We start from the raw sequence: 15,196 nt of genomic DNA on the forward strand, positions 1-15,196 counted from the left end.
TTAATTATCATTAACTGGTAAAAACCCCTCTATATCTAACAAATGTATAACTCCTCTTAGAAGGTGATTGTTTTGAAACATCAAAATATATCTTCTTGCACCTTCTTCTTCTGGTATCAGCATCTTTTTATCAACTAATTTTTTAATTTCTCTAGAAATTTGAGAAGTGTTTTTATTCGATAAAATATCTTTTAAATCATCGTTTTTGATGACTTGTAATTCTACCGTTTTTTTTAGAATTTTTGCTTCTACGTCTGTAACAAATTTTCTTTCTAAAGAATAATTAATTGCAGGAATAAGAATTTTAGATTTCAGGTAATTATAATCAGATAATTTATCTACTTTTTCTATTTCTTCTTTTAATCCTCTCAATACATATTCGCACCATTCTAAGATTCCTTCTTTTGTTCCTGTATCAGCTTTTGATAACATATCGTAGTATATGTTTCTGTTACTACAAAAAACGGCAGTTGGATTTATGATACGACCAGCATTTATGTTAAGTCCACTTTTTACAAGCATAGCATAAGTAAAAAGGCGTACTGTTCTTCCATTTCCGTTGCCAAAAGGATGTATCCAAACAAAACGATGATGCGCAATTGCTGCTTTTAACAAATCGTATTTGGTTGAATTTTCTGAATTAATAAACGAAAATAATTCTTCCATATAACTTTCTACCAAATAAGGTTCTGGTGGCAAATGGGTAGAATTATTAATTTTTAAAGAATGATTTCTATATGCTCCAGGTGTTAAATCGCCTTCACCATGAGGTGGAGGAGGTAAATTGTTAACAGCTATTTTATGCAATTCGCTAATCATTATTCTGTTGATAGGATATTCTTTTACCTTGTCTTCTATAAACTCCATTGCTTCATCAATGTTATCTATTTCTAATAATTTTGACGTTAGCGCTCTTGGAGAATCATCAATTTTGGTTTCTACATATTCAGCAATTGTTGTATTGTTTCCTTCAATCCTTGCAGATCCCATACTTTCTAACCAATGAAAAATACTTTTTAACTGAAAAAAAACAGCAGGATGTGTAGAACCACCAAGGTCTTTTTTACGTAAATGTTCTAACTCTATGATGAGGTCGGTAAGAGGCGAATCGAAATCTGGTTGAATTAGACTTAATTCGTAAGGACTAAACGTTGCTGACATGATAAAATTATTTGCACCAAATTAAACAATTATTTGCCAATAAAAAAATAATTATTTGCCAAACAACAACAACAAACACTCTACTATCAAGAGTTTATATAAAAAAAAATCGTGCAATTTTTTGCACGATTAAAATAAAACATTTGCGTATTTACGTAATTTTATTTGCTTTTTTATGTGAAGCTAAAACTTTCTTGTAACAAGGCTTGGAATAAGTTTTCTGATGCTTCAGCTTGTTTCTTCACCAATTCTTTTTGCGCTTCTATATTCTTGATTTTTTCTGCAAATTGGTTTTGGAGTTCAACTTTAATATTAGGTATGAATTCTTTATGAACTATTTTTCTGTCTAAAGTAGGAACACCTGCCCCATGAGCAAATCTATCTATTCTTAGATTATTTAATAGATATTCTAAATAAGTAATGTTATTATCATAAATTTCATAACTATATAATGTAGTATTTAAAGGCCAACAATTTTGTTCAGTTCTATGAACTTTCCCTATTGTACCTGATCTACCTGTAACAATACAAGGCTTGTTAGTTTTTGAAATTGTATGATAATCTAAAATTCCATTTGAGCCATAAACAGGTATATTACCATTTTGATTTCTATCTTGAACTGGTAAGTCATATCCCCTTTTTAACTTTAAAACTTCTTCAAAATTTATTAAATCCCAACCTTTCTCATTTTGCACAGGATCACCGAACATCTCGATAAAAATAGATTGGGCTAACTCATCATATTGCTTTAGAAGTTCTTGGTCTTTTTTGCGTAAAGCATCTGCTTTGTCTAACTTTTCTGCAATTGCTTTTTGAGTTGCTAGTGGTGGAAGGGGGATTTCAATATTTAACAAATCAGATTTAGTTAAACTTGGGATAGTAACAGCCTTATTATGTTTATAGAAATCATACTTAACACAGAAGTAATATAAATACTTATTGAAAAGCTTTTCTTGTGTTACTAATCCAAATGCAGTATCAACATTCCAAAAAGGTTTATCAACAAAAATAGGATTATTAATACTACCTTTTCTTCCTATAATTACTGTTCCACCTGGACATATAAACTCTTTTGCAAACCCCATTACTCCTCCACTACCATAGATTGGATAAACTCCATTTTCATCTACAACTTTGGATTGATTTTTACCATTATAAATCTGCAATACATCTTTCCAAAGATACTTTTCATACATATTACAATAAATTCTTTAATTCAACCATCAACTCATTTCTCTCCATATCCAATTGCTGAATAGAAGCTATAATATCCGTAGGTTTTGCATATACCTTTTGTTCGTAGATTACTTCTTTGTATTTGTTAATACTTAAGTCGTATGCATTTTTTGCAATTTCTTCTTTAGATACACAAAAACTTTGTTCCGTTCTTGCTCTATCAACTTCGTTCTCTCTTGTATGGAATCTTGTAATAATATCTGGGATATCATTTTCCTTAACAGGTGCACGTTTATCATCTAAACTATACCCATCTGCTTTCATATCATAAAACCATACATTTTCTGTACCACCAGCATTGGTTTTTGTAAACACTAAGATTGCAGTAGAAACTCCCGCATAAGGTTTGAACACACCACTTGGCATAGAAATCACCGCTTCTAAGGCTTGGTTTTCTACAATTTCTTTTCTAATCTTTTTATGTGCAGTAGAAGAACCAAATAATACCCCATCAGGAATAATTACAGCACAACGTCCTCCAACTTTTAGTCCTTTCAGCATTAGACCAAGAAAAAGTAATTCTGTCTTCTTAGAATCGACTAACGCAATTACTTTTTCATCCACAGCATCTTTATCTAAACTTCCTTTAAATGGAGGATTAGCTAAGATTAAAGATACTTTTTCTTCAAAATCTGCATTAGCTTGTGATAAAGAATCTACATCTTTTAGTTGAGGGTTTTCAATCCCATGTAGAATTAAGTTCATTGCTCCAATTCTAATCATGGTTGGGTCAAACTCCATTCCTGTAAACATTTCATTTAAGTAATGTTTTTGAACTTCAGGTTTTAGCAAATCCTCTTTGTAATTTTCTTGTAGATATTCTGCAGCACCAACCAAAAATCCACAACTTCCCGATGATGGGTCGCAAATAGTATCTTCAGGAGTTGGCTTCATCATTTCTACCATCATTTTGATGATATGTCTTGGTGTACGGAATTGTCCATTACTTCCTGCTGAAGCAATTTTGCCTAACATATACTCGTAGACATCACCTTTGGTATCTTTGTCATCCATATCCACTTTATCTAACATCTCAACTACCTGTGCTAATAATCGAGCAGTAGGAATCATAAAATTGGCATTCTTCATAAACTTAGAAAAGGCAGTACTTTTCCCACCAAAGTTTTTCATATAGTCGAAAACGCCATTCTCTTTTTGGAAAAGTTTATACATTTCTTCAGGAGAAACATTCTTAAAGTTACTCCATCTTAAATCCTGGTTTTCTTCTGTGTATATGTAGTTAGAAGTGTTACCTGTAATAATAGCTTGTTGTTCAGCTCTATTCTGTAAATCATCTAATTGTTTGATAAAAAGTAAAAAAGTGATTTGCTCTATAACAGATAAAGGATTTGATAATCCTCCACTGTGAAAAGCTAACCAAACTTGGTCTATTTTAGACTGTAATTCTTGTGTGAACATATTTATGTTAGGATATTTCTATTTAAAATTAGTGCGAAAATACGATTTTGAAGTTGAGTATTTTAGATTAATATTGGTTAATTATGATTCTTTCTTTTTGAATTTTTGAACAAAATAGGGGTAATATAGTTTTGTATTTGGATTCGTGTTTTCTGCAAACATCTCTATTATCATTGTTTCTCCTATGTTAATATAAGTAGGTACACTTTTATAATTTACTAAATATTGCTCTACATAATAATTCCCTTTTTCGTCTTGACAAACAACTCCTTCGATCATTGAAGAATTATCTTTCTTTCGCCAACGGGATTGGTTTACTGTTTTATCTTGGTTATTTCTGATTAATTCTCCAAAATAACTTAGAATTTCTAGCAAGCCATAGACAATGCTTTTGTACAAATATCCAGATTTATAACTACGCGAATACTCATCGATTTTATAGGTTAATCCCCCTTCGTTGTGAGAAGCATCTTGCACAATTTTTAATACACTGTATACTGTTTCCCTGATTGTTGAATGAATGAAATCAGGATCTGTAAAATCATAATCTGAATGTTTCGCTGAAATAAATAAAGAGGTTCCATTAATCCAACCTTTTTCTGCTGTAAATCCTTCAGGGATAATATGAACATCAGATAAAGCTTTAAACAGACTTTCGATAATTTTACGAACTTTGGTATAGTCTTGATTACTATCGATTTCTTTTAGGATGTCTAAAAGTGTGGACTGATGTTTTTCTAATGCTTCTATTCCTTTTATAGCTTGGAAAACTGAATTGAATTGTTGACGGATTTGAGAATTGGGATTGTCTTGCACCGCAGTTTTAATCATCTCCAATAATAAAGGAAAATCATCATCGTTGTTTTTATTAAACACTTTACCTCCTTCTTGGAAAGTCTCTTTGAATAATTCTACAAAGGAATGTTTATCTAACACAAAATTTGTCTGTCCTGAGTAAATGAAGGCAGGAAGAACCTTGCCTTTCATTTTCAGTATATCTAACGTTTTAGCGACTTCACCAAATGCATTATCTGATGTATTTGTAGCTTCTTTATTTATGAAGAATTTACCATCTACAATTAATGCATCGTATAGATTAAAATTAGCTTCTAGTTCTTTTAATCCATCAGCTGCATTGTTAAAACCAATCAATTCGATATCCTTTAAAATAGCTTCCTCTTTTAAAGGAATGAATTTTTGATGTTCGTCATCAAACCACAGTACTTTCATCATAGTCTTTAAATATATATTGAGCAGGTAAGTTTAATTCCATAGAAGTTACAAGATCATTTGATGAATATCTTTCCATTGTTTCGTCTGTAAATGTAAATGCACCACCCATTAATTTCATTACTTTATTCACATACCATATACCTAAGCCATTCCCACCATTTTCACCAAAAGATTCCCCTTTGCGTGTTAATTGTGCGTGTGTAATATCCTTTGGTAAAGGATTACCATTGTTGCAAACATCAATTTGAATTTCTTTAAACTCAGTATCATCAAAATGTATTAATTGGATAGAAATACGATTCGCCTCCGATGAAGTATAGTTAAATGCATGCTTTTCTGCATTTTCGATTAAATTATCCAATACATTACGTAATAAATCCTTATCTGCATTGATTTCTATTTTATCGATGTTATTCTCCGCTAGAAAATCTTTCTGAAATTCACCTTCCATTCGAAATCTTCCATTTGCACGTACTTTTACCCCTTCGATGTATTCTTTTAAAAATTGAATCAAATCAAATTCTTCCATTTTCATTTGTTGAAATTGATCCTCTTCATTTCCTACCATACGATTAACAGCCATAGTAATGCGATCTAAATCCGTTTGCATTAAGTTTAAATACCCTTCAAAAGTAGTAGACAACTTCTGATGAGCTGTAAGTTGAACTACCTCTGGATAGTTTATCTTGATTTGCTCGTCTGTAATTTTCTGTACAAACTTTAAAGCTGATTTTACATTACGTAAAGCACCTGCAATTTCGTGTCTGAATAGACTATTTTCATCGCTTATAGATAATCTTTCATCGATTTCTTCTTCTTTTCTATGCTTTGCTCTTTCACCAATATAATTTGTGAAATTTTCTACATAGATGCGTTTTTGTTCCTCTAAAGAAGGAACTTCAATGACGATATTTAAAAGATCTTTTACCCCAAGTGCAGGCATAAAACTTCCTTTACTTAAAGCCTCTACTTGAGCTACAACTGAGTCGGATTGTAATTGATTGATTAGGTATTTCCAATCGACTTTGGTTTCGTTAATCTTTAAGGCTACCACATCATTGTTTTTTAAAAAAATAGGGGTATCCTTAAACTCGAAATAAGTTGGTTTCAACTTGTTGAATCGGGTTGCTACCAATACACAAGACTCTGAAATCATACGGGTGTATTTCGTGATTTCAACCTCATCAACTGAATTGATCTCTAGCTCATGATTAAAGCTATCACTTTGTAAGTGTTTAATCGTTACGACTTTTCCAACTTCTGGAAGGTTTGAGTTTTCTCCTCGAATAATTGTTGAGAAATCACCTAAAGAAATACCATTGATATCATCCAAAAAATAAATTTTTGGTGATAAATTGTATTCTTTATCTCTGATATGCTGTCTATCAACGTATCTAATAGCAGGTGTATTCTTTTTATCTTTAATTAAATCAATTAAAGAATCAGAATCGAGTGTATTTATTTTATTTTCACCTTTGTAAATGAAAGATGTTGCATCAATAAATGTAACTTTATCAGCCTCCTCTCGGTGCTTACTTAGTTTTAGAATTACAGTATCAATGGAATGACTTGCCACTAAACCTTTCGGAAGGTAAATAACTGTATCAATTAAATTTTCTTCTACTAATCTTTTTCTAAGCGATGAATCTTTTTGTGTATTTAAAAAATTTAAAGGAATTTGAACAATTAGTTCCCCGTTAGCATTTAATGCATCAAGACTTTCCTCTATAATGAAAGATTCATTAGAAATTCGATTTCTATGTTGAGTAACACGCAATGATCTAAAAGATGGTATTGAAATAATAGCATCTAATGCTAGATCATTTTTCCATTCTTCAAACGAATTTTCTAGCTTGAAATTTAAAGTAGATTTTCCATGAACCAGTAAACGTAACATTCCGATTGCCCAAAATCTTTCATTATCTTCTTGTCCGTAATAAATCGCCTTATCATTTTTTAATGCTACTCCTAAAGATGCAATTGTAGCAAATGGATTATAAATTTTAGTTGCAGAAGCATTAATTAATGCAACCATTAATTCAGCAATACTATTCGGTAGCTCAACATGACTAAAAATTTGCTTATTCGAAGAACTAATTTCCATTAACATTTCTTCAAAATGCTTAATGAATTCTTCCGTTGAAACATTACCAAAATTAGAAAACTCAATCGTAGATGCTATGTATCTAATGTTTTCATTTCCAATTGCTATTAAATCCTTTTCGTATATAGAAAATAATTGAAATAAAACTTTCCCCGTTGTTGAAGAATTATCACTGTACGTTTTAACTTTGATCTCATCGATAAAATCAGCATTATCTTTTGCTGTATCGATGTACCCAAAATGATGCAGAGTAATGATGAACAATAAAACATCGTAAGTTTCTAACTCTTGATTCCCCTTTAAAATACTTAATGATTTCCAAATCACATTTTCTCTATAGTTTCTTAACATACGTCCAACTTTAAATTACACTGCAAAGTAAATTACCAACTATGCAATGGTTTTGCATTAGTGATGTTATCCTTATTTAAATAGAAAAAAACCTAAAATAAGTCCTATTATTAAGGTAATTATAATAATAGTTAGACTAGATGAATTTTTAGTCTTGTTCAATTCATTTTTAAGATTGTTAATCTCTTGAATCAATTTTTGTATTTGGAGATTGTTTTTATTCCTTTCGTTCTCCAAAACGGTATCAGTATGCTTCTGATGCAATAATTCTAAATCTTTCCTTGTCTTCTCGATTTCTACGGAACGAGTTTGATTCATTTTCTGAACTTCGTCTGATAAATCCTTTACTGATTTTTGAGAAGAATCTTGTAGCGTTTTAAAATCTAAATTTCTTTTGTTGAGCTGAGTTTCTAGTGTTTTAACTTGTTCTTGAAATTGCTTTTGAACATCTTTTTTTACTTCATCAATTAAAATTGCTCTTGAATTAGATTTTTCTAAGGTGATTTTTTCCACAATTTTATTTAAACCAACACCATAATCGAGTGGAAGATTATATCTTTTATCTGATAGTTTGTCTAATAATGTTTCATCTACTGTATGTCCTATAGCCGTAATTGTAATTGATTTTAGGGAAATAAAGTATTTAGCTAAACGAATATCATCAAATGCGTCAAAGCTTTGTTTATCTCCACCGCCACGAACTATCCCAATGATATCATATCCTTTTGTTTGTACTTCTTGTAATTGATCAAAAATAGATGTAGCAGAAGTTATGTTACAGGTGTAATCGTCTAAAATAAAATTTTGTGAAACTATACCTAGTCCTTCGTAAAAATCACGCTGAACAATGGCATTGTGTCCATAAATATTGGCTACTTTAATTGTTTCGTTGCGTGCTATTTTTTCACGAATTAAAGTTTCTATATTTTTAACTTCTTTGTTTAATTTATTTTGAATTATTTCGAATTTTTGTAGATCTTCTTCCGATATTGTCTTCTCTTCTTGTTGAATTATTTCATCTACTACAAAAACTAATTCTATGCTTGAATTCTTAATTCTTTTTTCGATAAATCCTCTTAAAACATAAGATTCATTATTGATCAACTTAGAGCGTAATAGTGTAGATATTTTTGTTCCAATACTTGAAGGGGATGCTTCTGCATATAAAAAATCATAATAATAACCTGCATAAGATTTCCCATGTCCATAAGTATATTTCCCTTTAATATAAATCAAAGAAGTCGTTACTGGAAGTTTTAACGCATTATTAAAAATGCCTATTATTGATTGTGGAGAGTAGATTTGAATATTGCTCTCAATTATTTGATTCATTTAAACTTAAGCTAATATAGAATTGAAGTAGATAGTCTGTATAGATTTTTTAAATCTTTAGCTAATGTATTAGAATAATTTTAATAATTATATACAATAAATTTGACAAAATATATAATTATTATATCAGTCAACAATCTTATTAAGGTATTTATATTTCAATGAAATTAAATATATTATAGGAGGTAAAACTTTATTGTAGTCTACCCGATTATATTTATATAAAGCTACACCAGCTAATCCAATCCAACCTACAGGACCTATAATTGTAGAAATTACTGAAGACATACCTGTATAAAAAGCAAAAGGTAAAGCTACACCTATTGCACTTGTAATACCTCCAACAATAGTAGATGCAGCTAAATATATCCCGAAACCAGATAATTGCGCACCTGCTAATGCAGCTAAAGAACCTAGTTCTTTACCATATCCTTGTGATGTTGAAAATTCTTGAAGTTTACCCTCAAGTTCTAGTCGTTCCTCGGGTGATAATTTATCAATCATATTCTTAAGATAAATCTGCGAAATATTTTGTTCAAGATCTTTCACGGTCGATATATTACCATAAATATTAAGATGATTCGCACAGTTTTTTAATAAATCATAGTATGTAATCGAAGTCTCTCCAAAAATCCTTGGTAATCCCAAATCTTGTATTTGATTAATAATTTCTTTAGAATTTTTAGGTGGTAAATTTTTAAGAATTTTGTTTAGAACTAATAATTCAGATGATAATGAATTATTTAATAAATTTTCTATTTCATTCCATGAATCAAATTTTAACTCTTTTTCATTTTGCTTTAAATCAATCACTGCAACATCTTCAACCTTGATTTTAGTTATATCTTCTGTTTTACTATTATTTTCAATTGATAAAACTTCACTATTTTTCTTGATTTTTTTAAAGAAATCTTCAAAATTAGAATTCATTAAATTAATGATAAATAGATTGTTACGCGCACGCGTTAAGCCAGTATAAACTAGCTCTGGTATTTCTTTATGTAGTTCTGAATTCTTATTTAGAATTAAAAATAACGTATCAATTTCCCATCCTTTAAAACTTTGAATCGTAGATAATTTCATTAATCCTGTATTCATCCAAAAATTCACTTTTTTAATACGTCGATAATTCTTAATCTCTTTTTCAAATTCTTTAGGATTAGGATAACGTTCTTTTAAAACTTGGTAGATTTCTTTAGTTTCAAACATTCGAGTGGTTTTCTCTTTTTTGGAGTTTCTAATTTGAAAATCTAATTCTCTAATTTCATTCACTTTAGAAGAAAGTATACCACAATCAGAAGGGTGTAATTGATGAGCTTTTATAATTTCAAAAATTAAATCATATGCACCATTTATATTTTCAGCATCATAGTATTCGATCAATGGTTGATCAAATTGGAGTTCTTGTTGTAATTCTGCTTCTATAATATCATATTTTGTATTAAAGAATTGTTTTTGAAAATCATTTGTTAATTTAACAATTTCATTTTTAGAGCGAAAATTAAGATTTAGTGATCTATTCCAAGCACCTGGGATTTTAGAAATTTTTATATTATTTGAATCATCTAATTCCCTTTCATAAATATTTTGTTTTTCATCACCAAAAACAACAATTTCAGTATCTTCATCAGCAAAATACTCAAGTACAATATCTAACCATTCTTGTTGATAATCTTGAATTTCATCTATAAAAATCGTTTTATATTTCTTAATATTCTTCTCTACATTTTTAAAAAAATTGATATTATCGAAATCCTGTACATTATTAATCTTAACATTATAATTATTTGCTTGGGATTTAAAAAATTGATGGTAATTAATAATTTCGAAATTTGACCATCTGAACTCTTCTCTTACTTCGTTAATACGATCTCTTATATAATTAACTAACGTAAGATTAAAGGTTAGTATAAGGACTTTATCATTTGTTCTTTTATGTGCATTAACCGCTCTTTTAGCTAAAACCAACGTTTTACCACACCCGGCAGCACTTTTAATTTTTTGACGAACTGGTTTACTTTCGCTTAGTTGTAATTGGGCCTTGGTATAATTAATAACTTTACCATCTTCAATAACATGTAATGGATGTTTTAGATATCTTATCATGCTAAAATAGATATCATCACTAAATAAACTCGAATTCTGATTTATTCTTGTTTTATTTAATATTTTATCAAATTCAGTTTTATTTAAATCATCCCTTCCAATCCAGTTAATATATTGTAATTTCTTTTCATAACTGTTTGATGCATTTGAATGGAAATCATTTATCTCTTTATTTGTTGCATGATGAAAATACACTGCACATTGCACAACCGACCATACATTAGGATAATTTATTTTTTTTAGATACAATTCTTCGGAATGGATACTATAAAGGTTATCCTTATAATTATTTACTTGATCCAATGGAGATTTAATACGAACATCTGGATTCTTTTTTAATACCCAATCCATATTTTCGTTTAGTTGATAGGCATTTAAATTCCAATCCTTCACTTCAATAATTAAAACACCCCCATTTTTTCTGACTACAATTATATCGGGATTATCACCATTTAAATAGGGCTGAAAATATATTTCATACTCGTCATTTAAATAGTCTACTAAAAAATTTATAAGTTTAAACTCACCTTCGGTAGGTTTTACTTTAAAGGAATTAATTGTATCTATGTTGGGATATAAATTTGCCATAAGGTTATTAATTATTGAAATTCAATAATCTATTTAATATTAAAATTATTAAATAGATTCATTAATATCTCGAATTTATCTTTAAGAATTGTTTCTTTATATAAATTATAGTTTCTTAAAACATAATAAAGAATACTTAGTTGAATAAATAATTCTTGATTAGGTAAAAATGAAAAATGATCTGTCAACAAATCTTTTTCTCTATATTTTACAACGATATTTTTAGAATTATTAATATATAATTTCCAATCCATAGATTTTGAATGAATATGCATTCCTCCAAAAACATTTTCAGAATCTCTAATATCTAAAATATATATACCGTTATCTTCTGCCTTATAAAAACAAAAATAATTATCTCTATTATCAGCATCTTCTAACAAATCTTCCAGTTTAGAAAAAATTTTAACTTCTGGAAATTCATCAAAAACAAGATGTACACCATAAAATTTTGAGTATCTACTTGTATTATTATCTTCCCTAATATAACTAATCGTTTTAGTATCTAAATAATATGTTGTACCTAGTGTTAATATTTGTTTATTATGTTGCATGATATAATCTATTCTTTATTTCTATTTGTCCTTCTTGCTTTAAATTCGAATAATAAAAACTATTTGAAGTATTGTAATCTTTTGAATTAATAAATTCTAATGATTTATTTATTGAGTATTTTAATTCATACATTCTATTCTTCATTTCATCGTATTGGGTATCGCCTTGAGATTGATTATTACGTGTAAACATCGTTTCAATTAAAATATCATTATGTTCTAAAACTTTTGAATCTGTATTATCAAAAATTTTAAAGCCTTTATCCGTTGTAACATTAAGGAAATTTGTGTACAACTTCCTTTTATGTATCGCTCTTCCAATTACTATTTCTACGACTATTTTGTATGCTCTTAAATTCTCAATTCTATCAATTAAATCTAATATGAATTGATCATAATACTTCTTATTTCTTGGTCCTCTATTTTCATCTATTGTATCCATAATAATAGAAGTATTTATAAAGATTTGATAAGGAATATCAATATTATCGGGTAAAATTGTATCAATTAGATTAATTATATTCCTATCTCTTATTTCGTAATTCTTTTCATCTTCTTTGGTATGAAAAATATAAGGATCGTTTAGGATCAAAGCATTACTTTCTAAATTTCTTTGATTAAAAATTGTTTTCCAATTATTAGATGTCTTTCCTTTGATCAATGTTTTAAAATATTGAAGTTTGAAAGGATTTTCAAAGGTATTTTGATTTACTAGTAAACTGCCTGTTTTTAATTCGTTTAAATGAGAATCAAAAAATATATAATTAGGATTTTTATCGAAATCAAGCTTTTTATTAAAAATTTTGAAGAAACTTCCGTTATTAAACAAAAACATGAATTTATAAATATTAGAACTTGAGTCAAATAAATATTCCCTTTCTTCATCAGTAACAACTAATTGTATTTCAACATCCGGACGGTTCAATATATTAATCCATTCAAAATGAATATTTTTATTAAAATACAATTCTTTTAAATGATGATAGTTTAAAACAACAATCATATTAATTCTTACTTGTCATATTAAATTTCATCAGCTCAAGCATATGATTACCTGCTTCATCTAAGAAACCTGATCCAAAATTTTTATCAAGTGAACCATCATCTCTAATTTTTAATAGATAGGGATCCTCATTTATTTCTGTAGGAAAATAAGTTAGACTTAATTTTGATTTATCTAATTTTTCATGAATTGAAAGTACCTGTAAACGACGAATTAAATATTCTGAATGGGTTTCCACAATTATCTTAAAACCTAGCTCATTATTGATGTAAGAAAATAAATCAGCAAGTTTAGATTGTAATGAAGGATGTAAATTTAACTCAGGCTCTTCAAGAATTAAAGTCATTTTTTTACTTTGACCTAAGTAAGTAGCTACTATAATTAAAATTTTAAAAATTTGAATATTTCCTGTTCCCTTATCTACTAAAGGTATTTTTACTCCATTTTCATGAATTAAAATTTCATAAGCCTCACCACCATAAAAGTTAATTTCAAAATCATTTCCTATGTTAAATTGTTCTTTCCCAATCCAATATTTAATAAATTCATTTGATTTCCCTTTTTTAAATATATTTGAATTTGTGAAATTATGAACCAACTGAGCTAAATCATTCGTTTTATCAATTATGGAATTAAGGTTCGAGTATTTTCTGAAATTTAGTGGCAAGTAAATTGAATTCAAAGAATTAATTTTCTTAAATATTTCTGACAATTTTATTGAAAGATCTAAGCCATTTGGTACTTTGAATAAAATCATATCATTAAAAGAATCTAATGAAAATACTACTTCAAATTCATTATCTCGATCATTAATTCTTTTGTTATTTAAATTTAATATTCTATAATAACGAATAATGCTTGTTAAATTCCAAGAATTATAATCATTATCTAATAAATTACCAGAGAAAAGAACCTCACGAGCACATTTTTTAAAACTATCATAAGTTATAAATCCAGAAGAGGACTTTAATTTTATGTCTACATACTCTTGAGAATTTTCTAAGGTTCTAAGGTGTTCATTTAACCTATTTAATTTATCAACATCTTCAGTTTCATTGATCTTAAATTCAATAAGTTTAATAATATCATTAATATACTTATCATTATTCATTAAAATCCCTTGAAATGTATATTCATTTAATTGATCTTCATAAATTGGTTCATTAGTTTCGAAATTTACAGAATGAAGTTCTTTAGTAGTTCTACCAGGATTGTATTTGAATTCGTAAACAATATCATTCACTGAATCATAAACCGAATAGTTTGAAACTGTAGCATAATTTGAGCGTTCATGAGAAATTAATTCTAAATTGAAGATTAAATTATTATATCCTAATTCAATTACAATTTTATCAGAATTTGATGAAAATTTACACTTCTGCCTTTCAAAATCATTAATATTCAAATCCTTATAATAATCAGAAGTAAATTCAATTTCATATAACTTATCAGATAGAATAAATTTTGTGATCAACATGTAAGCCTTTACTAAAGTTGATTTCCCAGAACTATTCGTTCCTACAAAATAATTTAATTCATCTAAAGCAATTTCCGGCGTTTCTATATACTTTTTAAAGTTTTTTACTTTAATATAATTGTTCATCTTTCCTGTTTAAGTATTATTATAAATTTAATGCTATTTCTCTTGATTGTTTTAATCTAAATTCCAATAGACATCATTCATCGTTTCTGGATCATCTGTTCCTGCTGCATAAGCTAACCAATTATTACTCATATCTTGTGCCCAATCGTCATAGTAATCATTACTATACGTATAATATTCATCATATGAGTCTTGTAACGTTTTATATTTTATAATCTTACTGTTGTTTATTTCTAATGTTTTTAATGATGAATCGACCAATTGTATTTCTTTGGATTCATCATCAATTATAATTGTTAAACGGTTATTGGATTTAAGAACTTCTTTTAACAAATCGTCTTCTGTAAAAAAACATTCGATATTTTCTATACACCATTTAATATAAAGTGGGTTAGTATTTAAAACTTCATATAAATTAGTTCCTTTATATTTCCCAAAATCGAATTTTGTATCTGCTGTATATAATGTAAGGTTTCTCATAATTGTATATTGTGATTGACAATGCA

Annotated in this window: 11 protein-coding genes; all 11 read right to left on the minus strand. The window is 28.3% G+C overall.

Going from position 1 to position 15,196, the window contains the following annotated elements:
- The 11 genes from HXZ69_RS06485 to HXZ69_RS06535 all read right to left on the minus strand — a co-directional run bounded on the left by HXZ69_RS06485 (position 1) and on the right by HXZ69_RS06535 (position 15,170).
- Positions 1 to 1,161, minus strand: coding sequence for a Fic family protein (locus tag HXZ69_RS06485; protein WP_230466809.1), 1,161 nt, complete (start codon positions 1,159 to 1,161; stop codon positions 1 to 3).
- 173 nt (positions 1,162 to 1,334) lie between these two features.
- Positions 1,335 to 2,357 carry a restriction endonuclease subunit S gene (locus tag HXZ69_RS06490; RefSeq protein ID WP_286495402.1) on the minus strand — a complete coding sequence of 341 codons (1,023 nt, stop codon included), beginning with the start codon at positions 2,355 to 2,357 and terminating at the stop codon, positions 1,335 to 1,337.
- A gap of 1 nt (position 2,358) precedes the next feature.
- Positions 2,359 to 3,816: a type I restriction-modification system subunit M gene (locus tag HXZ69_RS06495; protein ID WP_286495403.1), complete on the minus strand. Its 1,458-nt coding sequence runs from the start codon at positions 3,814 to 3,816 to the stop codon at positions 2,359 to 2,361.
- Positions 3,817 to 3,897: 81 nt separating this feature from the next.
- Positions 3,898 to 5,049 carry a hypothetical protein gene (locus tag HXZ69_RS06500; RefSeq protein WP_286495404.1) on the minus strand — a complete coding sequence of 384 codons (1,152 nt, stop codon included), beginning with the start codon at positions 5,047 to 5,049 and terminating at the stop codon, positions 3,898 to 3,900.
- Positions 5,027 to 7,504, minus strand: coding sequence for an N-6 DNA methylase (locus HXZ69_RS06505; protein ID WP_286495405.1), 2,478 nt, complete (start codon positions 7,502 to 7,504; stop codon positions 5,027 to 5,029). Before HXZ69_RS06505 ends, HXZ69_RS06500 begins: the two co-directional genes overlap by 23 nt.
- Before the next feature lie 72 nt (positions 7,505 to 7,576).
- Positions 7,577 to 8,836 carry an exodeoxyribonuclease VII large subunit gene (locus tag HXZ69_RS06510; RefSeq protein ID WP_286495406.1) on the minus strand — a complete coding sequence of 420 codons (1,260 nt, stop codon included), beginning with the start codon at positions 8,834 to 8,836 and terminating at the stop codon, positions 7,577 to 7,579.
- Between the two features lie 126 nt (positions 8,837 to 8,962).
- On the minus strand, positions 8,963 to 11,530 hold the full coding sequence (locus tag HXZ69_RS06515; protein WP_286495407.1) for an NERD domain-containing protein: 2,568 nt from the start codon (positions 11,528 to 11,530) through the stop codon (positions 8,963 to 8,965).
- 29 nt (positions 11,531 to 11,559) lie between these two features.
- A complete protein-coding gene (locus HXZ69_RS06520; RefSeq protein ID WP_286495408.1) occupies positions 11,560 to 12,084 on the minus strand; it encodes a hypothetical protein in 525 nt (174 codons plus the stop codon).
- On the minus strand, positions 12,074 to 13,087 hold the full coding sequence (locus HXZ69_RS06525; protein ID WP_286495410.1) for a hypothetical protein: 1,014 nt from the start codon (positions 13,085 to 13,087) through the stop codon (positions 12,074 to 12,076). The genes HXZ69_RS06520 and HXZ69_RS06525 overlap by 11 nt, the downstream gene beginning before the upstream one ends.
- Position 13,088: 1 nt before the next feature.
- Positions 13,089 to 14,690: an AAA family ATPase gene (locus HXZ69_RS06530; protein ID WP_286495411.1), complete on the minus strand. Its 1,602-nt coding sequence runs from the start codon at positions 14,688 to 14,690 to the stop codon at positions 13,089 to 13,091.
- Positions 14,691 to 14,741: 51 nt separating this feature from the next.
- Entirely contained in the window at positions 14,742 to 15,170 is a 429-nt protein-coding gene (locus HXZ69_RS06535) for an exodeoxyribonuclease X C-terminal domain-containing protein (RefSeq protein ID WP_286495413.1), read from the minus strand.
- Between the last annotated feature and the right edge of the window lie 26 nt (positions 15,171 to 15,196).

Origin of the sequence: Empedobacter sp. R132-2 (genome assembly GCF_030324375.1) — a bacterium.
Classification (GTDB): domain Bacteria; phylum Bacteroidota; class Bacteroidia; order Flavobacteriales; family Weeksellaceae; genus Empedobacter; species Empedobacter falsenii_B.

Excerpts from the sequence above, each read along its gene's own strand:
- HXZ69_RS06505 (WP_286495405.1), bottom strand. The coding sequence starts at position 7,504 with ATGTTAAGAAACTATAGAGAAAATGTGATTTGGAAATCATTAAGTATT.
- HXZ69_RS06535 (WP_286495413.1), bottom strand. The coding sequence starts at position 15,170 with ATGAGAAACCTTACATTATATACAGCAGATACAAAATTCGATTTTGGG.
- HXZ69_RS06490 (WP_286495402.1), bottom strand. The coding sequence starts at position 2,357 with ATGTATGAAAAGTATCTTTGGAAAGATGTATTGCAGATTTATAATGGT.
- HXZ69_RS06530 (WP_286495411.1), bottom strand. The coding sequence starts at position 14,690 with ATGAACAATTATATTAAAGTAAAAAACTTTAAAAAGTATATAGAAACG.
- HXZ69_RS06520 (WP_286495408.1), bottom strand. The coding sequence starts at position 12,084 with ATGCAACATAATAAACAAATATTAACACTAGGTACAACATATTATTTA.
- HXZ69_RS06485 (WP_230466809.1), bottom strand. The coding sequence starts at position 1,161 with ATGTCAGCAACGTTTAGTCCTTACGAATTAAGTCTAATTCAACCAGAT.
- HXZ69_RS06510 (WP_286495406.1), bottom strand. The coding sequence starts at position 8,836 with ATGAATCAAATAATTGAGAGCAATATTCAAATCTACTCTCCACAATCA.
- HXZ69_RS06495 (WP_286495403.1), bottom strand. The coding sequence starts at position 3,816 with ATGTTCACACAAGAATTACAGTCTAAAATAGACCAAGTTTGGTTAGCT.
- HXZ69_RS06515 (WP_286495407.1), bottom strand. The coding sequence starts at position 11,530 with ATGGCAAATTTATATCCCAACATAGATACAATTAATTCCTTTAAAGTA.
- HXZ69_RS06500 (WP_286495404.1), bottom strand. The coding sequence starts at position 5,049 with ATGATGAAAGTACTGTGGTTTGATGACGAACATCAAAAATTCATTCCT.
- HXZ69_RS06525 (WP_286495410.1), bottom strand. The coding sequence starts at position 13,087 with ATGATTGTTGTTTTAAACTATCATCATTTAAAAGAATTGTATTTTAAT.